The following is an 18,414-nucleotide window of genomic DNA, read 5'->3' as shown; positions in this document are numbered from 1 at the left end:
GTCACCCTCGGACTTGATCCGAGGGTCCATTGCGCCGCTGTTCTGAGCTTAACGGTAAAGGTTCGGGACTTGCCGAAATATGGATGCTCGGGTCAAGCCCGAGCATGACGATGGAGTGTGGGGCGGCGGGGTGCGGTTGCTGTCCGGTGGAGCGCGGAACAGGAAACAAAAAGCCCCCTCACCCTCCCGCTGCGCGGGGCCCTCCCTCTCCCACGGAGGGGAGAGGGTAAGTAAGGGGCGCTCCCCTCTTTCTCCGCTCAAACCGCCGTCACCCTCGGACTTGATCCGAGGGTCCATTGTGCCGCTGTTCTGAGCTTAACGGTAAAGGCTCGGGACTTGCCGAAATATGGATGCTCGGGTCAAGCCCGAGCATGACGATGGAGTGTGGGGCGGCGGGGTGCGGTTGCTGTCCGGTGGTGCGTGAAACAAGAAACAAAAAGCCCCCTCACCCTCCCGCTGCGCGGGGCCCTCCCTCTCCCACGGAGGGGAGAGGGTAAGTAAGGGGCGCTCCCCTCTTTCTCCGCTCAAACCGCCGTCACCCTCGGACTTGATCCGAGGGTCCATTGCGCCGCCGTGCGGTTCTTGACGGCGAAGATTCGGGACGGGCCGAAATATGGATGCTCGGGTCAAGCCCGAGCATGACGATGGAGTGTGGGGCGGCGGGGTGCGGTTGCTGTCCGGTGGTGCGTGAAACAAGGAACAAAGGCCCCCTCACCCTCCCGCTGCGCGGGGCCCTCCCTCTCCCGCGGAGGGGAGAGGGTTTTTGCGGCGGCTTTGATGGAGCATGCTTCTTCCACGGTGGGAAGAGGGTAAGTAGGGGGCTCATTTTGGTTCCCCCTCTCCCCTGGTGGGAGAGGGCCGGGGTGAGGGGGATGGTGCGGCCTTGCGACGCTTGGCGGCGAAGGTTCGGGGCTGATCGAACCATGTATATCAGGGTCAAGCCCGAGCATGCCGGTAGGGGGCTTAATGGAAGTCTCTCGACTTGGGCATGGGGTTCACGTTCCTGGGGTGCCTTGCCGTGGCCGTCTCATACTGCGCGGGGCGGTGATCCCTGGTCGGGCGGTCGACTTCGTCGGCGCGGGCCCGGGATGATTTCAGGGGGCCGGGCTGTAACGCCGGGCCCGGCTTTAAATCCAGCAGGCGTGGGGTGAGGTCGATGAGGTCGTCGGCCACCACGTGGATCACCAGGCCCTCGCGCTGCAGCTTGCCGCGCACGGCGAGCAGGCCGGCCTTCATCACCGTGGCGCGGTGGCGCTGGAAAACGTCGGGCCAGACGATGGCGTTGGCGGTGCCGGTCTCGTCCTCCAGGGTCGCGAAGATCACGCCCTTGGCGCTGCCCGGGCGCTGGCGCACCAGCACCAGCCCGGCGACCGTCACCGTCTTGTCGACCGGCAGGTCGGGCAGCCGCATCATCTCCACCATGCCCTCCGCCGCCAGTTGGTCGCGCAGGAAAGCCAGGGGGTGGGCCTTCAGGGAGAGGCGCAGCGCGCGGTAGTCGTCGACCACGTGTTCGCTCAGCGCCATCGCGGGCAGGGTGACGGCGGGCTCCGTGCCCAGTTCCTCGGGCGGCGTTTCCCTGTCTTCGCCAAAGGCAAAGAGCGGCAGCTGTTCGGCGCGCCTGCGCTCCCCCGGCAGGCGCTTCACCGCCCAGAGCGCCTCGCGCCGCGCCAGCCCCATGGAGCGGTAGGCATCGGCGCGGGCCAGGGCCTCCAAGGTCAGCGGCCTCAGGGACGCGCGGCGCCAGAGCGCCAGGGGGTCGGTGTAGCCGATACCGCGATGGCTGACGATGGCTTCCGCCTCCGCCTCGCCCAGGCCCTTCACCTGTCTGAGTCCAAGACGCAGCGCGAAGCCTTCGCCATCAGCCGCCGGTTCCAGGGTGCAGTCCCAGGCGCTGGCGTTCACGTCGGGCGCGCGGATCTCCACCCCGTGCTCGCGGGCGTCGCGGACGATCTGCGCCGGGGCGTAGAAGCCCATGGGCTGGCTGTTCAGCAGCGCGGCGGCGAAGACCGCGGGGTAGTAGTGCTTCATCCAGGCGGAGACATAGACCAGCAGCGCGAAGCTGGCGGCGTGGCTTTCGGGAAAGCCGTAGTCGCCGAAGCCCTCGATCTGGTTGAAGCAGCGCTCGGCGAAAGCCGGGTCGTAGTTGCGCGCGACCATGCCGTCGATGAACTTCTGGCGGAAGGAATGGATGGTGCCGACATGGCGGAAGGTGGCCATGGCGCGGCGCAGGCGGTCGGCCTCCGCCGGCGCGAAACCGGCGGCGACGATGGCGATCTGCATGGCCTGTTCCTGAAACAGGGGCACGCCGAGGGTTTTTTCGAGGACGCGGCGCAGCGCCTCCGAAGGGTAGTCCACCTTCTCCCGGCCCTCGCGCCTTCGCAGGTAGGGGTGCACCATGTCGCCCTGGATCGGCCCGGGGCGCACGATCGCCACCTCGATCACCAGGTCGTAGAAGGTCTTCGGTTTCAGGCGCGGCAGCATGGACATCTGGGCCCGGCTTTCGACCTGAAACACGCCGATGGTGTCGGCGCGCGAGAGCATGGCGTAAACTTCCGGGTCGTCCTGCGGCACCGAGGCCAGGGTGAAGTCGGGGCCGTAGTGGTCGCGGATCAGGACGAAACCCTTGCGCAGGCAGGTCAGCATGCCCAGCGCCAGCACATCGACCTTCAGGATGCCCAGGGCATCGAGGTCGTCCTTGTCCCACTCGATCACCGTGCGGTTTTCCATGGCGGCGTTTTCGATGGGCACGACTTCGCAGAGCGGCGTCTGGGTCATGACGAAGCCGCCGACGTGCTGGGACAGGTGGCGGGGAAAGCCGATCACTTCGTGGACCAGGGCGAGGGTCTGGCCGAGGCGGCGGTCCGTGGGGTCGAGGCCCAGGGCGCGCACCTCCTTATCCTCCACGCCCTCCTGGCTCCAGCCCCAGATGGCGCCGGCCAGCGCGGTGATGGTGTCGGCGGAAAGGCCCATCACCTTGCCGACCTCGCGCATCGCGCCGCGCGAGCGGTAGCAGATCACCGTGGCGGTCAGGGCCGTGCGTTCGCGCCCGTACTTGTTATAGATGTACTGCATCACCTCTTCGCGGCGTTCGTGCTCGAAATCGACATCGATGTCCGGCGGCTCGCGGCGCTCGGCGGAGACGAAACGCTCGAACAGCAGATCCATGTGCGCCGGGTCGACCTCGGTAATGCCCAGGCAGTAGCAGACCGCGGAGTTGGCGGCCGAGCCGCGGCCCTGGCAGAGGATGTCCTGGGAGCGGGCGAAGCGCACCACGTCCTCCACCGTCAGGAAATAGGGCGCGTAGTCGAGCCGGGCGATCAGCGCCAGTTCATGGGCCACGGCCTTGCGCACCTTTTCAGGTATGCCGTCCGGGTAGCGGTCTGCGGCGCCAAGCCAGGCCAGGTGTTCCAGTTCCTGCTGCGGGCTGCGGCCCTCGCGCGTCAGTTCCTCCGGATAGTCGTGGCGCAGTTCGTCGAGGGAGAAACTGCAGCGCTTCGCGATGACAAGCGTGTTGGCCAGCGCCTCCGGGGTGCGGCGGAAGAGATGGGCCATATCCTCGGGCGTTTTCAGGCAGCGCTCCGCATTCGCCTGCAGGCGGTAACCCGCCGTGTCGATAGTGCAGTGCTCGCGGATGCAGGTGACGACGTCGAGCAGCGGTTTGCGCGCGGCCATGTGCAGGCAGACATCGTTGCAGGCGGCCAGCGGTACGCCGCTGCGTTGCGCCAGCGCGGCGAGCGCCTTCAGGTCGCGGGCGTCGCTGCCCTGATAGAGCGCGCGGGCGCCCAGGAAGACCTGACCGGGACAGGCTTCGGCGAGGCGGCCCAGGTCCGTTTCTATGTCGTCGCCCGCCCCTTCATCGCCGGGCAAGACCACGAAGGTCTGCCCGGCGCCGTGGTCGATGATCTCGTCGAAAGAGAAAAGGCAGGCGCCCTTCTCCGCCCGCCGCTTGCCGAGGGTCAGCAGACGGCAGAGCCGGCCATAGGCGGAGCGGTCGGCGGGGAAGCAGAGCACTTCCGGCCCGTCGGTCGGGATCAGCCTTGCGCCGACCAGCAGTTGGATGCCGGCCTCCTTCGCCGCCATATGGGCGCGCACGACACCGGCCAGGGAATTACGGTCGGCAATGGCGACGGCGGGCAGGCCCAGTGCCGCCGCGCCCATCACCAGCTCCTCCGGGTGCGAGCCGGAGCGCAGGAAGGAGTAGTTGCTGGTCACCTCCAGGGGGACGTAGGCCTGTACTGGGGTATGGGTCATGCGTATTTCCAATCGCCCTCACGCCGCAAACAAATCCCCCTCACCCGACTTCCCCCTCACCCTCCCGCTGCGCGGGCCCCTCCCTCTCCCACAGAGGGGAGAGGGGTTTATGGCCGCGCCGCTGCAATCTCCTTCTCCCACGGTGGAGAGAGGCTTTCCTCTCCCCTTGTTTCCCCCTCTCCCTTGATGGGAGAGGGCCGGGGTGAGGGTGACTCTCACGCGCGGCAACCCTCGGCCATACTCTGTGAGAGGGGAGACGCGGCACAAAGCCCCCTCACCCTCCCGCTAACGCGGGCCCCTCCCTCTCCCACGGAGGGGAGAGGGTTCTTGTAGCGGCAGCGCTACGACCTCCTCTCCGAAGAGGTGAGGAGCTGGCGGTCGTCTCACTACTTCTCCCTCTCCCCTGGTGGGAGAGGGTCGGGGTGAGGGGGTTTTTTGTCTTCCAGGGTTTGAAGGATCACCGCCAGCACATCCTCCAGGTTTTCCAGCACCTCGTTGTTCCAGAACCGCAGGACGCGGAAGCCTTTGTTCTCCAGCCAGTTGGTCCGCGCCGCATCGTCTTTCCCAGACTCGCCATGCTGGCCACCGTCCAACTCCACGACCAGCTTCTCGTCGTAGCAGGCGAAGTCGACGGCGAAGCGGCCGAGCGGCACCTGGCGCCGGAACTTGTGGCCGCCGAGTTGCCGGTTGCGCAGCCGGGCCCAGAGCATCCGTTCCGCCGCGGTCTCGTCGCGCCGCAAACGCCGGGCGAAGGTGGTCTTAGTCATGGACAACCCCACCTTCCCGCAACGCTGAGAGACCGTTCCCCCTCACCCTTCTTTTGGTTCCCCCTCACCCTTCTTTTGGTTCCCCCTCTCCCTTGATGGGAGAGGGCCGGGGTGAGGGTGACTCTCGCGAGCGGCAATCCTCGGCCATACTCAGCAAGAGATGAAGCGGCGGCAGGAAACCCCCTCACCCTCCCGCTGCGCGGGCCCCTCCCTCTCCCTCGGAGGGGAGAGGGGGCTCTCTTCATCACATCCATCAGCCGAACAGCCCGTGCAGGAACCAGTTGCCGGCGCTGCGGTAGAGCCAGTAGCGGCGGCCGTCGGCATCCTCGACGCGGAAGTAGTCGCGCGGCTCGGCGTCGCCCTCTAGCGGGTTGATCTGCCACCACTCGCCGAGCAGGCGCTCCGGCCCCTCGGCCTGCACCACCTCGTGCAACACGCGGCGCCACCGGAAACGCGCCGGCGGGTGGTCGGGCAGCAGGGAAACCGCTTCCACCGGCTCCGGCCGCGGCAGCAGGCGCAGGGGCCGCAGGCTCGGGTGGGGCGTTTTCTGCCAGCCGTCGTCGGGCTTCTCTTCGCCCTCCTCTCCTCCAACGGGGGCAAGGACGAAGGCGCGCTCCGGCAGATGGCTTTCCCGGGGGCTTGGATGGCGCACGGCGGCGAGGCCCAGGCGGCTGCCCAGGCGGTCCACCAGGTCGGGAATGTCTTCGGCGCCATTTGGCGCGCCCCCGGTGCTGTTCACCGGTTGGGCCGGGAAAATTGCTGCGGGCGCGTCTTCCTTCCCGTCCTTCTGTTGTTGCGTCGGTACGGGCGCCGGGAAGTTCATCTGCCTTGCACCCAGGGGATCGCTGCGCGTTGCCGCCAGGGTCATCACCTCGATGCCGAAGCCGGGGTCGATGCCGCTCAGCTTCTCGGTGAAGAGACGGCGCAGGTGCCTGGCCTCGCGGCTCGCCCGGCTGGTGCCGACGGAAAGACCCTGAAAGGTACCGTCGCTGCGGTAGGCGGTGAGGTCGAGCCGCCGCGCGCCGCGTCCGGCCAGGGCCAATTCGCGGCAGAGCCGCGGCAGCAGGTCGTCGAGGGCGCGGGCGATGTCTTCGGGGTCGCTGATCGGCTCGGCGAAGATGCGCCGCAGCAGATGGGCCGGCGGCGGGCGGCGCGGCGACAGCGCCTCGGCCTCCTCGCCCAGAGCCTGAGCCAGACGGCGTACCGTCATGGCCCCGAAACGCGGCGCCAGAACGCCGGGCGACAGTGCATAGAGGTCCTCGACACGCCGGAGGCCGAGCCGGTCCATCACCTCCACCGTGGCATCGGGCAGGCGTAGGGCCGAGGGCGGCAGGCAGGCGATGGCGGCGCGCTGGCTGCCCGGCATGACAACGACACAAGGGTGCGCGGGCGAGGCGGCGAAACGCGCCATGGCCCAGGCAGCGCCGATGGTGTCGGCCATGGCAACGCGGATTGTATAACCAAGATCCGTCAAGCGCGCCTGCAGGTCCTCCAGCAGCGCCGCCTCGCCGCCGAAGAGATGGCAGCAACCGGAAACGTCGAGCAGTACCCCGGCCCCGCCACCCGGCCCCTGGCCCTGCCCTTCGGCGGTGGAACAGGGCGCCGTCCAGGGGCTGTAGCGGCCGCACCAGGCGGCGAGCCCGGCGATGGCCTTGGCGTCGGCTTCCGGCTCGTGGGGCGCAGTCGCTAGGCCGGGCAGCAGCGCGCGGGCCTCGGCCAGGGGCAGGCCGGGGGTGAGGCCCGCGCCCTGCGCCGCCGCATTCACCGCCGCAAGGCTGAGCTGCCCGCGTTCCGCCGTCACAAGCGCCAGCGGCGTTCCTTCAGACAGCTTGCCGGAAATCGATAAGCTCTGCCCCTGTCGCTGTCGCTGTCGGCTTTGCGCGTGGCTGCGCTGCCAACGATCCGTCGCGAAGCGCGGGAGCCAGAGAGAAACCACACGCCGCATTGTCCCACTCCACCTGCCATGATCCCGGCGCCGCCCCGCGGCAGCGCAGAAGGTCCAGCCGCCAGCGCGGGCGGCCGATGAAAGTTGCATCCTCTATGTCGCTCGACGCCGCAGCCGTCACCCGCCAGCGGCTGAGGGCGGCGCTGGCATCGCGCCCGCGGCGGCGCGGCCGGAACCGGCGGTGCAGGGCGAAGGCCGTCACGCCACTCGCTTCAGCCGCCAGTTGCAGACGTCGCCCGGCAAGGCGGTCGAGGCCTTCGACCTCTCCCACCACGGCAGCGAGACGGTTGCAGCGCAGCCCCTCCTCCATCGCCCAGAACAGATCGGCTTCGCCTTTCGCGCGCACCATGATGAAGCGCCCGGGGTCGAGCCCCAGGGCAACCAAGGCCGGGGGATAGAGATCGCCCCAGCGCGACACCCAGAGAATATTTTGGGGAGGAATGCTGCCGCTGTTCGATGAGAACCTCCGAAGCCGCGCCAGGATCGCGAGGCAGAAGCCAAGCGTCACGCCGTCGTCCCACTCCGCGCGCTCGCCCTCGATCTCGTGCAAGGCCCCAAGCGGCAGGCCGCCGCCGGGCAAAGCCTCGTCCAGCGCCGCCAGCCCCAACGGCAACACCGGCCGCCGCCCGGGGACTCGCCCGCCGGATTCGATGCGGCTGATCCGGGCGCGCAGCGCCGCAAGCCCGGCCTGGCGCGCCTCAGGCCTCGACAAAGGCTGCGGGCAAGCCCCGGAGAGTCCCGAAAGCCCTAAATCCCGGCCCTTTTCGTGCAGAGCAGGTGCCATGAGCAGCCTTTCAACCTGGAGAATATGAACCTGTATGTTCTCTTTTTGTTCTACAATCTCCTAGGCAAAGAGTCAAGATTCTGGGAACAAGGGGGCAGATAGCAATCAACGCGGCATGCAAGAATCGCGACGGCTGCCGGATTGGAATCGGCCTTTAATCCGGGTATCTAAAAATACTCCGGCCTGGGTTGAGCCAAGCCCATATCAACAGCCGGGACGCCAATAGCAAACAGGATGGAGAACGGAGTGATCGCAATCCGGTTCGTCGACAGCGAAAGCGAAATCGCGGAATGCCTGCGGCTCAGACGCGAAGTCTTCATGGAAGAACAGGGTGTCAGCGAAGAATTGGAAATCGACGGACTGGACAAAGACTGCGTCCACGTCCTGGCAACGATCAACGAGCAGCCCGTTGCTGCCGGCCGGATACAGTATCTGGAAGACACCGCAAAAATTCAGCGGGTATGCGTCTCCAAAACCTGTCGCGGCGAGGGCCTGGGTGCGCAGATCATTCAGTTCATCCTCACCGAGGTTTCTGCCGACCCAAGCATTTCAAAAGTGCGGCTTGGCGCCCAGACACACGCACTCTCGTTCTATCAAAAGCTCGGCTTCTCACCCGTCGGAACAGAATACCTCGATGCCGATATTCCTCATCAGGATATGGAAATCGACCTTCGGGATTCGGCATGAACCGCCCAAACGCACCCAGGGGCCAAAAGCTATGAAAACAACAGGCCGCCGTTGATGTCGATGCAGGTACCGGTCATGAAAGCGGATTGATCGGAAGCCAGGAAGGCCACCAGTTCGGCGCAGTCTTCGGAGGTGCCCTCGCGTTTCAGCGGCGTCGCCTTGGCGACATTGGCCCGCACCTCCGGCTTGGTGAAGGTGTTGTGGAAGTCGGTGTCGATCATGCCGGGGCAGAGCGCATTCACCCGGATCGCCGGCGACAGTTCCTTGGCCAGGGCGCGCGTCATGGTCATCACCGCCCCTTTGGAAGAGGCATAGGCAACCGCGCCCGGCCCGCCGCCGTCACGGCCGGCCTGCGAGGCCAGGGCCACGATGGAACCGCCCGCCGGCATGCGCGGCACGACGGCCTTTGCCGTCAGGAACAGCGACGTCGTGTTCAGGGCCATGACCCTGTCCCAATGATCCCTGTCCATCTCCAGGATCGTCTTGCGGGCGAGGAGGCCGCCGGTCACATGCACCAGGATGTCGATCTTATCGCCGAAGCGGGATTGGGTTTCTTCGACGAGGGCCGAGACATCTGCCGGATCGGTCATATCGCCCTTCAAGGCAAAGGCTTCTCCCCCGACCGACATAATCTCACCAACAGCCGTTTTCGCCCCCTCGGCGCTGCTGAAATAGTTGATGGCGACGCGGGCCCCCTGTGCTGCCAGGCGCATCACGCAGGCCCGGCCGATATCGCGACCTCCGCCGGTAACGATTGCGGTTTTTCCCTCGAACTGCATGGGGCTCTCCCTGAATGTGTGGTTGGATGTGCTCTTGGTCAGAGTTTTTTGTTGAAAACGCCTTCACGGCCACTGCCGCCATCGGGCGACGCCGCTTCTCAACGCACCGATCCAGACCCGCGGCCGGACCGAATTCGGCTTGTGAAGCGAAATTAGTATGGTAGTATGTTAGATGCTGTCAAGGGACAGATCCCGGTGCAGTGAAACAGACAGACCTGCGACGAAAATATCGCAATGCAGGCAACCCAATTGGGAGGAAACAACATGAAAACAAAGAATATTCTGCGCAGCTTCGCCCTGGGCGGAGCCCTGTTAGCGGCACTTGGCCTGTCCTTCCCGACGGCACCTGAAGCCAAGGAACTCAGGGGATGGAACATCCACGTCCCCGACTATCCGGTCTCGCACGGCATGGAGCAGTTCATCGCCGAGGTGGCGGAGAAGACCGGCGGCCGTGTCACCGGCAAGGTCTTTCACGGCGGTGTCCTGGGGTCCCAACCCGACGCCATCGAGCAGGTCCGCCTCGGCGCGATCGACTTCGCCGTCTTCAGCCTCGGGCCAATGGGTCAGGCGGTACCGGAAACCAACGTCGTCTCGCTTCCCTTCATCTTCAAAAGCATCGACCAGATGTACCGCCTGATGGATGGTGCCGCGGGCGAGGCCATCGGTGAGGGCATGGCGGCCAAGGGCATCGTGCCGCTGGGCTGGTACGACGCCGGCGCCCGTTCCTTCTACAACTCGGTGAAGCCGATCAACACGCCCGGCGACGTTGGCGGCATGAAGGTCCGCGTGATGAACAACGATCTCTTCGTCGGCATGATCGAATCGATGGGCGGCAACGCGACGCCGATGGCCTTTGCCGAGGTCTACCAGTCCCTCAAGACCGGCGTGGTCGACGGGGCGGAGAACAACCCGCCCTCCTATGAATCGACCAATCACTTCGAGGTGGCGAAATACTATTCCATCTCCGAGCACCTGATCATTCCGGAATGCCTCTGCATGAGCAAAAAAACCTGGGACGGCCTGTCTGCCGAAGACCAGGCGGTGCTCAAGGAAGCCGGAAAGGCCAGCGCCCTGAAGCAGCGTGAGCTGTGGCAGGCACGCGAACGCAAGAGCATGGAAGCCGTCGTTGCCGGCGGCACCTTGGTGAACCAGATCGCCGACAAGGCACCGTTCCAGAATGCAATGGCGGCGGTCTATGATCAGTTCCTTGCGCAGAACCCCGAGCTGACTGATCTTGTCAATCTGATCCGCAACGCGGACTGACCGGCAGGACTTTGCGGACCAGGCGGGCGAATCAGCGCTTCTGCGCGGGTTCGCCCGCCTGCCGACCGCTTCGCTGAGGGGCCCATGCCGTGAAGTCAGTTTCTTCCATCTGCAACACCGCCAGCAGGGCGCTCGACCTGGTCAAGGCCTGCTGCGTTCTGCTCAGCAGCCTCGCCATGGTCACCCTGATCGCGATCTTCGCCTGGCTGGTGTTCGGGCGTTATGTGCTGAACGAGACCCCCACCTGGGTCGAACAGCTGGCGCTTGTGCTGGTCTGCTACATCGCCTTTCTCGGCGCCGCCGCCGGGGTCAGGGACAATACCCATCTGGGTGTCTCCTTCATCCGCGAGGCCATGCCGACGCCCATCCGCCGGTCGCTGCGCATTGTTGCCGAGGTCGCCATGGCCGGCTTCGGTCTGGTGATGCTGCTGTCCTGCGTCGAACTCGTCATCTTCGGCTGGGCCACGCTGCTGCCCATGCTGAACGTACCCGAAGGCGTGCGAACCCTGCCGGCAGCCATCTGCGGCGGGCTGATCTTTCTCTTCGCCGGAGGCCGGGCGATCGGCATGATCCACAAATACTGGATCGGCCAGACACCTGACGCGCCGCCACCCGACGGGCCTGCGCTCACCGAACAGAGGATGGACTGACCGTGGCGCTGGCTCTTCTCCTCGGCCTCTTCGCCGGCTGCATTATCATCGGTATCCCGGTGGCCTTTTCCATGGGGATCGCCGCCGCCGTGGTGTTCTTCTACGAAGGCTTCCCGCTGCTGATCACCTTTCAGCGCATCACCTCGGGCATCACTGTTTTCTCGCTGCTGGCGATCCCGTTCTTTATTTTTGCCGGCGAGCTGATGCTGCACGGCGGCATCGCCATACGCCTGGTGCGTTTCGCCTCTGCCCTGGTCGGGCATGTGCGCGGCGGCCTTGCTTCGGTGAACATCTTCTCAAGCATGCTGTTCGGCGGCATCTCCGGATCGGCGGTCGCCGATATTTCGGCCCTCGGCTCGATCCTGATCCCGGTGATGAAGGAAAAGGGCTATCGCGGCGACTACGCGGTGAACGTCACCGTCACCTCCTCCATCGCCGGGGTGGTCATCCCGCCCAGCCACAATATGATCATCTTCACCGTTGCGGCCGGTGGCGGGATTTCGATCTCCAAGCTTTTCCTGGCCGGCGTCGTGCCGGGTATCCTGATGTGCTTCTGCCTGGCGGTCGCCGCCTATGTGGTCGCCCTGCGCCACAACTATCCGGCAGAGGCCTTTCCCGGCTGGCGCGCGGTGCTGGTTTCCGCCGCCGCGGCAATACCCGGCCTCGTCACCGCCATCATCATCGTCGGCGGCGTGCTCTCCGGCGTCTTCACGGTCACCGAGTCCGGTGCCTTCGGCGCGATCTACGCGCTGGCCCTGACGGTGCTCGTCTACCGCTCGCTCTCTTGGGAGGCTTTCAAGACCGCCGTGGTCAACTCGGTGCGTACCACCGCCATGGTGATGATCCTGATCGGCTGCGCCAGCGCCTTCGGCTACCTGCTGGCGCTCTATCAGGTGCCGGAACTGCTCAGCCGCTCTCTGCTGGCGATCTCCGAGAACCCCATCATGATCCTGCTGATGATCAACCTGATGCTGCTGATGCTGGGGATGATCATGGACATGGCGGCGCTCATTCTGATCTGCACGCCGATCTTCCTGCCGATTGCCAACGAGGTCGGGATGGACTCGATCCAGTTCGGGATCATGATGCTGATGAACCTCGGCCTCGGTCTCTGCACCCCACCCGTCGGCGCCTGCCTCTTCGTCGGCTGTGCCGTCGGCAAGGTTCCGATCGAGGATACATTGAAGTCGATCTGGCCGTTCTACCTGGCGATCCTGGCCGCCCTGATCGCGGTTACCTTCGTGCCGGCCATATCCATGACCCTGCCCGGCCTGGTCGATCTGTAGAGTGTTTTTGACTGACGTCAAAGCGAACCGGTGCCGATAAACCCGAGAACAGCCGTTCAGTCTTCGAAATAGGCGGGGTACTGCTGCTGGGCCTGATCCAGCGTTTCGTTCAGGCGCGACAGATGAAGCCGGGTGGCGGCAACCAGGCCTTCTTCGTCGCCCGCGCGCAGCCGCTCGAATATCTCGACGTGGTCGTCATAGACCTCCTGCTGGCCCGCCTTGCTGGACAGCGACAGCATACAGAGCCGGTCGACGTAGACCTTATTCTCAGCGATGGTCTTGAAGGCGAATTCGCAGCCCGCCGTTACGCAGATCAAACGGTGAAACGCATAGTCGGCGGTATTGAAGCGATCCAGGTCCATCGCCAGAACCGCAGCCTGCTGCTGCTCGAGATTGCTTTCGAAGGCCTTCTCTTGCGCAGGTGTGTAAGCCTTGCAGGCGCGGCGGACGATCTCCGTCTCCACCGCCGTGCGGATGAAGCGGGCCTCCAGAATTTCGCTGCGCGAGATGCGCCGGACGATGGTGGCGCGCTGCGGCTGGATCTGCACGAGGTTCATGTTGCCCAGGCGGATAAAGGCCTCACGCACCGGCTGGCGGGAAACATCGAACTTCCGCGCAACCTCCGCTTCCGACAGCTTCGTGCCCGGCGGCAGTTGCAGGGACACGATATCCGCGCGCAGCCTTTCAAAGATGTCGTCCGCGGTGGTGCGCCGCGCGCTTTCAATGTTCAGGGTTTCGGCGTTCATGGTCAGATCCGTCGTTTCCGGAGATCTACCATACCAGTCTGAGAGGTATCCGGAAAGCACTCGATCCGTGAATGCGAAATCACCGGGGCACGGTCCCTCCCCGGTGTAGAGAGGTACCATCGGCTGAATCCCGGAACGACCGCCGTCGGCACATGGACCAGTATCCTCGACATAGATAGTCCCAAGCCAGACTGATAAGCCGAGGCTTCCCCGAAATCTCGGGACTTGTCACTTCGAAGCTTTGACGTAGACCCAGGGGATACTGAAATAGAATGCTTCGCGGCGATCCAGCGCGGCGAGGTCGGCAAACCATCCATCGACATCCGACTTGGAGATTCCCGCCCGAATCGCCGCCTTGGCTGCGTCTGCACAGTAGTCGTGAGCAGCGCTTCCCTCAGCAAAACGAAAAGCGACGAGTTGTTGGGTCTCGCTTGTCATTTCCCCGAATTCGCTGGCCCGCATAAAGCCGGGAAGCTTCCGTCCGATTTCCCCGTCGGCGGCGTCCATCCACCCTTGTGCCTCGTCGGCGTAAGCGGCGACGATCGCTCGCGTAAGCCCGCTGTCGCCGCTGTTCACCATGACGCCGCCGAAATCATGGTGCGCCAGAAGGAACACGCCGTCCGGTTTCAAGACCCGGTGACAGCCGGCAATAAGCCGTTGTTTGTCTTCGATGCATTCAAGGACGTTCTGGCAGATGATATTGTCGAAACCTGCATCGGGGAACGGTAAGGCCTCCCGATTAAGATCGACGTTTAAAAGCTCCACGCGCCGGTCGTCGACTGCGTCGCTCAAAGAACGCCGGGCCTGTTCCAGAAACTCTTCCTTGCTGTCTATACCAATGGCCTGTTGGGCGACCCGAGCAACCTGCCGGAGAGTCCGACCGGTGCCGCAACCAACATCAAGCACGCGCGACGACGATCCAACTCCGGCAAGCTTTACCAGTTGTTCATGAAAGCCGGCTTGATCGTAGGGCTGGTTCGCAGACTTCAGCATCGTTTCCTTTTCCAGGCATCCTGCCCGAACACCATTCTAGTCCAGCACCGCCACCGCATCGACCTCGAAGAGCATACCGTCGAGGGCGAGGCGCGGCACGGGCACCAGGGTCTGGGCCGGCAGGGCCTGGCCGAAGGTTGCCTTCACATGATCGGTCATCACTTCCAGCATCGCGGGGTCGTAGTCCACGACATAGGTGGTGATCATGGTGACCTGATCCGGCCTGGCGCCGACGGCATCCAGCGCGTGGCGGAGGTTGGCGTAAGCCTGGCGCAGCTGTTCGGCGAAGACCGGCGAGAGGGCCCCGCTGGCATCCTCCCCGCCCTGGCCGGCGATGAAGGCAAGGCGCGTGCCGCCCTTGGCAACGACGGCGTGGCTGTAGCCGTTGGGTGCCGGGTCGTAGAGACCGGCCGGGTTGACGATGCTGAGTGCAACGCGGGATTCCTGGGCGCTGGCAGCGGTCGGGGGGAAACTGCTCATGAGGGAAAATACTCCTGCGAGTAGGATTGGTTTGAACGACGGCGTTGGCACGGCCGTGAGCCTCCATTGCTGATCAGTGATGGGATTTTCAGTGAATGACCACCGGCCCGAGATGGGCCAGCTTGTCGGGGTTGCGCAGGATGAAGATACCCGTCGCCTTCCCCGCCTCATCATAGGCGAAGGAAACCGCCGCCACCGTCTCACCCTCTTTTTCGAGCAACACACCGCGGCCGCCGTTGAGTTCGGTGACGACCCAGTCAAAGCCGATCCAGTATCGGCTGAGACCCTGCGAGACAAAACGCAGAACAGCCTCCCTGCCTTCCAGTGTATCGCGCAGCGCCACCACCTTGCCGCCGCCGTCGGTGCTCAGGCGGATATCGCTGGAGAGCAGTTCGGCCAGCGGCCCGGTCGTGCCCTCCTCGACGGCGGCCCGGAAGGCCGCGAGTAACTGATCCTGCTGTTCCAAGGGCGTCACGTGGCGGACCTTCGCCTGATCGATGTGGGCCTTGGCGCGCGACACCCATTTGCGGCAGGTGCTCTCGGTGATCTCCAGCATGTCGGCAATCTCCGGATAGGGCATCTCGAAGATTTCGTGCAGCAGATAGGCGGCCCTCTCCTTGGGCTTGAGACGCTCCAGCATCAACAGAAAAGCGGTGGTCAGGGAGGCGGCCAGGTCCAGCCGGGCCTCGGCATCGCTTTCGACCGGCGTATGAACCGCCTCCGGCAACCAGGCACCGACATAGTTGACGCGGCTGCGGTGGGCGGCCCGCTGCAGGTCGAGGCAGCGCCGGACGCAGATCGTCGTCAGCCAGGCCGCGGCATTCTCGATCTCGCCGCGTTCGGCCCGCGCCCACTTCAGGAAACTGTCCTGCACCGCGTCCTCGGCATCGGCCCGCGAGCCCAGGATGCGATAGGCCAGCCCGAGAAGCCGGGGACGAGCCTCTTCGAAAACCTGAGCGTCTTCGCGGTTCAGCCTCTCGCTATCCTGAATCATCTCGAACATCCAACCTGTTTCTGGTTTTTTTCGGCGCCGGCCCGCTCCCCCTCCCGGCCGCCCAACGCCAGTATCCTAGTGGGTGGCCGGGAGGGGGAGCGGGCTGGAACCGCGTTGACGCAAGTCGAAACTCTAATGCCGGGAAACGCCAATGCGGTTCCACAGGTTTATCATGGCCACGGTCCCCGTGAGGATGCCGATCTCCGCTTCGGAGAAGTGTTCGCGCAGCTCCGCCCGCAGCAAGTCCAGATCGGCCTTGGGATCGAGGGTGGTCAGCGCCTCGGTCCAGGCCAGGGCTGCTCGCTCTCGCGGGTTGAAATCGCTGACCTGGTCCCAGACGATCACCCGGTCCAGACGTTCGCTGGTTTCACCGTCCTCACGGGCTTCCCGGGTGTGCATCTTCACGCAGAAAGCGCAGCGGTTGATCTGCGAGGCGCGCAGCTGCACCAGATGATGGATGGTCCGCTCGAAGCCGCTGGCATCCATAACCTGGTTGACCCCGGCCATGGCTTTCAGCACGTTTGGGATAACCGCCTCATAGTTCACGGCCTTGGTTTTCGGTGATACCCTTTCCAGGGTCTTGGTCTCGCTCATGATGGTCCTTCTTTCGTGCTGCTGAATGCGTCCTACACCTCTATGACGATTGAAGATCGACGCTTGTGACACCACCGGGCCCATTCCTTTCTTTCAGGAGGTTCCAATGCCCAAATCCCTGCCGCCGCTGAACGCGCTGCGCCTCTTCGAGGCCGCCGGGCGCCACCTGAGTTTCAAGCAGGCCGCCGCCGAGCTGCACCGCAGCCCCAGTGCCGTCAGTCACGCCATCCGCGCCCTGGAAGATCATCTGGGTGTCGCCCTCTTCCGGCGCGGCCCGCGCGGCCTGGCGCTGAGCGAAGCCGGGGCGGCCTACCTGCCCGAAGTGCGCGATGCCCTCGACAGGCTGGCCGCCGCGACGGCCGCCCTGCCGGGACCGAAAAGAAAGGGCGCGCACCTCGCCCTCTCGGTCGCGCCCAGCTTCGGCCTGCGCTGGCTGATACCGCGGCTGCCGGCCTTCAGTGAAAAGCACCCGGGCATCGAGGTCACGCTCGACACCGACCATTGCCATGTGGACTTCGGGCGGGTGAACACGCATTTGGCGATCCGCATGGGCCGCGGCGACTGGCCCGACCTCTATGCCGACAACCTGTTGGGCGAAGAGCTGGTGCCGGTCTGCGCGCCCGCGCTGGCTCCGGCGGTGCGCCGCCCGGCGGACCTCGCGCAGCACAGCCTGCTGCAGGTCACCAGCGTCAGCGAGGACTGGGCGGCCTGGGCGCGGCTTGCAGGGATCGATGCAGACGCTCTCGATCTGGAACAAGGCCCGCGCTTCGACAACATCGACATGGCGCTGAAGGCCGCGGCGGCAGGCCTGGGCATCGCCATCGGCCGCCGCCCGCTGATCGACGCCGACCTCGCAGCCGGGCGGCTGGTGCAGGTGCTGGGCCCACCGCGCCGCGCGGCAACCGCCTATTGGCTGACCGGCAAGCACGACACCCTGCAGCGCCCGGCGGCGGCCTGCTTTCGCGACTGGATCTGTGGCGAGCTGAACGAGAGCGCAGCTGACACCGCTCCCGCCCCCTCACCCTCCCGCTGACGCGGGAAGCCGATTTCCCCTCACCCTCCCTCTCCCGCAAGGGGAGAGGGATTTTTCAGCGGCCCTTTTTTGTTTCCCCCTCTCCCCACCGTGGGAGAGGGTCGGGGTGAGGGGGCGGAAAGCCGCAGGCCTTCCCCTAACGCCCCTCATAGACCGCCGGGCGGCGGGCCTTCCAGGCGGCCAGCCCCTCGCCCAGGTCGTGGCTCGGCACCAAGCGGGCGAAGGACTCGCCCTCGGCCAGAAGCCCCTCGGCAATGGAAAGATTGATGCCGCGGGTGACGGCACCCAGGATCGCGCTGACCGCCAGGGGTGAAAATTCCATGATCCGCCGGGCGAGATCGCGGGCGGCGGGCAGCAGATCATCGGGCGCCACCACCTGATTGATCAGGCCAAGTTCCAGCGCGCGGCCGGGCGAAAAGGTCTCCCCCGTCAGCAGCAATTCCAACGCGCGCTTGCGCCCGGCGAGACGCGGCAGGCGTTGGGTGCCGCCGAAGGTGGGCGGCATGCCCAGCTTGATCTCAGGCTTGGCGAAGATCGCGGTCTCACTGGCAACGGCCAGCGGTGCAGCCTCGGTAATCTCGCAACCACCACCGAAAGCCAGGCCGTTCACCGCGACGATGATGGGTTTCGAAAAGGCCTCGATCCGCGCGGTCATGGCCTGGCCCCGGCGCACGAAGTCGCGCAGCGCCGCTTCCGGTCCCGCCGCCACGCTCTCGGAAAACTCGTGGATGTCGCCGCCGGCGGAAAAGGCTTGCTCCCCCGTCTTGGGAGTCTCCGCCCCCGTCAGGATCACCGCCCGCACGGCACCTTCGACTTCCAGCCGGTCGAGGCGCGTCAGCAAAGCATCGGCCATGGCATAGTTGATGGCATTCAGCTTCGCCGGTCGGTTCAGCGTTAACGTCGCGATGCCGTCAGCGACTTCGTAGAGGACAGGCTCGGCGGGGTTGGGCATGGCGGGCTACTCCTGCATCAAAGGGAGCCCCAGGGTCGCGGCGCAAACGCCATCCGGCAAACGCGAAGGATGCAGGAGGAGATGAAGAAAATTCATGCGATACCCTGCCTGTCGTCCTGAAGCCCGGCCGGTCTCCTTGACCCCTGCCGGGCCGACCGACATAGTGACGAAAATAGCGCGATACGCCATGACACCGCTCACTCAACGCCT

At 65.2% G+C, this 18,414-nt stretch carries 16 protein-coding genes; 5 read left to right on the top strand and 11 right to left on the bottom strand.

Going from position 1 to position 18,414, the window contains the following annotated elements:
* Positions 1 to 963: 963 nt before the first annotated feature.
* From HBA54_RS15865 to HBA54_RS29125, 4 genes are all read right to left on the bottom strand, one after another.
* Positions 964 to 4,251: an error-prone DNA polymerase gene (locus tag HBA54_RS15865; RefSeq protein ID WP_167226342.1), complete on the bottom strand. Its 3,288-nt coding sequence runs from the start codon at positions 4,249 to 4,251 to the stop codon at positions 964 to 966.
* Between the two features lie 386 nt (positions 4,252 to 4,637).
* Positions 4,638 to 5,018, bottom strand: a complete 381-nt coding sequence (locus tag HBA54_RS15860; protein ID WP_167226340.1) for an endonuclease domain-containing protein — start codon at positions 5,016 to 5,018, stop codon at positions 4,638 to 4,640.
* Between the two features lie 253 nt (positions 5,019 to 5,271).
* Positions 5,272 to 6,954, bottom strand: a complete 1,683-nt coding sequence (locus HBA54_RS15855) for a Y-family DNA polymerase (RefSeq protein WP_322096053.1) — start codon at positions 6,952 to 6,954, stop codon at positions 5,272 to 5,274.
* Positions 6,839 to 7,747 carry an ImuA family protein gene (locus HBA54_RS29125; RefSeq protein ID WP_240932715.1) on the bottom strand — a complete coding sequence of 303 codons (909 nt, stop codon included), beginning with the start codon at positions 7,745 to 7,747 and terminating at the stop codon, positions 6,839 to 6,841. The genes HBA54_RS15855 and HBA54_RS29125 overlap by 116 nt, the downstream gene beginning before the upstream one ends.
* A 234-nt stretch (positions 7,748 to 7,981) precedes the next feature.
* Here HBA54_RS29125 and HBA54_RS15850 point away from each other — a divergent pair, with 234 nt between their 5' ends.
* The gene (locus HBA54_RS15850) at positions 7,982 to 8,434 is read left to right on the top strand and encodes a GNAT family N-acetyltransferase (protein ID WP_167226336.1); all 453 of its coding nucleotides are present in this window, start codon (positions 7,982 to 7,984) and stop codon (positions 8,432 to 8,434) included.
* A 29-nt stretch (positions 8,435 to 8,463) separates the two neighbouring features.
* Here HBA54_RS15850 and HBA54_RS15845 read toward each other — a convergent pair whose 3' ends face one another.
* Positions 8,464 to 9,213 (bottom strand): SDR family NAD(P)-dependent oxidoreductase, encoded by a 750-nt coding sequence (locus tag HBA54_RS15845; protein WP_167226334.1) that lies wholly within the window; start codon positions 9,211 to 9,213, stop codon positions 8,464 to 8,466.
* A 264-nt stretch (positions 9,214 to 9,477) separates the two neighbouring features.
* Here HBA54_RS15845 and HBA54_RS15840 point away from each other — a divergent pair, with 264 nt between their 5' ends.
* The 3 genes from HBA54_RS15840 to HBA54_RS15830 all read left to right on the top strand — a co-directional run bounded on the left by HBA54_RS15840 (position 9,478) and on the right by HBA54_RS15830 (position 12,412).
* Complete coding sequence (locus HBA54_RS15840; RefSeq protein ID WP_167226331.1) at positions 9,478 to 10,476, top strand: TRAP transporter substrate-binding protein; 999 nt, start codon at positions 9,478 to 9,480, stop codon at positions 10,474 to 10,476.
* 89 nt (positions 10,477 to 10,565) lie between these two features.
* The gene (locus HBA54_RS15835; RefSeq protein WP_205944698.1) at positions 10,566 to 11,126 is read left to right on the top strand and encodes a TRAP transporter small permease; all 561 of its coding nucleotides are present in this window, start codon (positions 10,566 to 10,568) and stop codon (positions 11,124 to 11,126) included.
* A 2-nt stretch (positions 11,127 to 11,128) separates the two neighbouring features.
* On the top strand, positions 11,129 to 12,412 hold the full coding sequence (locus HBA54_RS15830) for a TRAP transporter large permease (RefSeq protein ID WP_167226329.1): 1,284 nt from the start codon (positions 11,129 to 11,131) through the stop codon (positions 12,410 to 12,412).
* A 56-nt stretch (positions 12,413 to 12,468) separates the two neighbouring features.
* On the opposite strand, the gene HBA54_RS15825 is transcribed toward HBA54_RS15830, so the two are convergent.
* From HBA54_RS15825 to HBA54_RS15805, 5 genes are all read right to left on the bottom strand, one after another.
* Entirely contained in the window at positions 12,469 to 13,158 is a 690-nt protein-coding gene (locus HBA54_RS15825) for a GntR family transcriptional regulator (RefSeq protein WP_167226327.1), read from the bottom strand.
* A gap of 228 nt (positions 13,159 to 13,386) precedes the next feature.
* Positions 13,387 to 14,151 carry a methyltransferase domain-containing protein gene (locus HBA54_RS15820; protein ID WP_167226325.1) on the bottom strand — a complete coding sequence of 255 codons (765 nt, stop codon included), beginning with the start codon at positions 14,149 to 14,151 and terminating at the stop codon, positions 13,387 to 13,389.
* Positions 14,152 to 14,187: 36 nt separating this feature from the next.
* Positions 14,188 to 14,631: a RidA family protein gene (locus HBA54_RS15815; protein WP_167226323.1), complete on the bottom strand. Its 444-nt coding sequence runs from the start codon at positions 14,629 to 14,631 to the stop codon at positions 14,188 to 14,190.
* A gap of 88 nt (positions 14,632 to 14,719) precedes the next feature.
* On the bottom strand, positions 14,720 to 15,625 hold the full coding sequence (locus tag HBA54_RS15810; RefSeq protein WP_167226321.1) for a sigma-70 family RNA polymerase sigma factor: 906 nt from the start codon (positions 15,623 to 15,625) through the stop codon (positions 14,720 to 14,722).
* 132 nt (positions 15,626 to 15,757) lie between these two features.
* Positions 15,758 to 16,219 carry a carboxymuconolactone decarboxylase family protein gene (locus HBA54_RS15805; RefSeq protein ID WP_167226319.1) on the bottom strand — a complete coding sequence of 154 codons (462 nt, stop codon included), beginning with the start codon at positions 16,217 to 16,219 and terminating at the stop codon, positions 15,758 to 15,760.
* Between the two features lie 106 nt (positions 16,220 to 16,325).
* Between HBA54_RS15805 and gcvA the strand changes: the two genes are divergently transcribed.
* Positions 16,326 to 17,252 carry a transcriptional regulator GcvA gene (gcvA, locus tag HBA54_RS15800; protein ID WP_167226317.1) on the top strand — a complete coding sequence of 309 codons (927 nt, stop codon included), beginning with the start codon at positions 16,326 to 16,328 and terminating at the stop codon, positions 17,250 to 17,252.
* A 136-nt stretch (positions 17,253 to 17,388) separates the two neighbouring features.
* On the opposite strand, the gene HBA54_RS15795 is transcribed toward gcvA, so the two are convergent.
* Positions 17,389 to 18,204, bottom strand: a complete 816-nt coding sequence (locus HBA54_RS15795; RefSeq protein ID WP_167226315.1) for a crotonase/enoyl-CoA hydratase family protein — start codon at positions 18,202 to 18,204, stop codon at positions 17,389 to 17,391.
* Positions 18,205 to 18,414 lie beyond the last annotated feature (210 nt).

The organism is Pelagibius litoralis, from assembly GCF_011683915.1.
In the GTDB taxonomy this organism is placed as follows: Bacteria; Pseudomonadota; Alphaproteobacteria; order Kiloniellales; family Kiloniellaceae; genus Pelagibius; species Pelagibius litoralis.
Note: the sequence above shows the minus strand (reverse complement) of the source record. Positions and strands in the feature narration are given on the sequence as shown.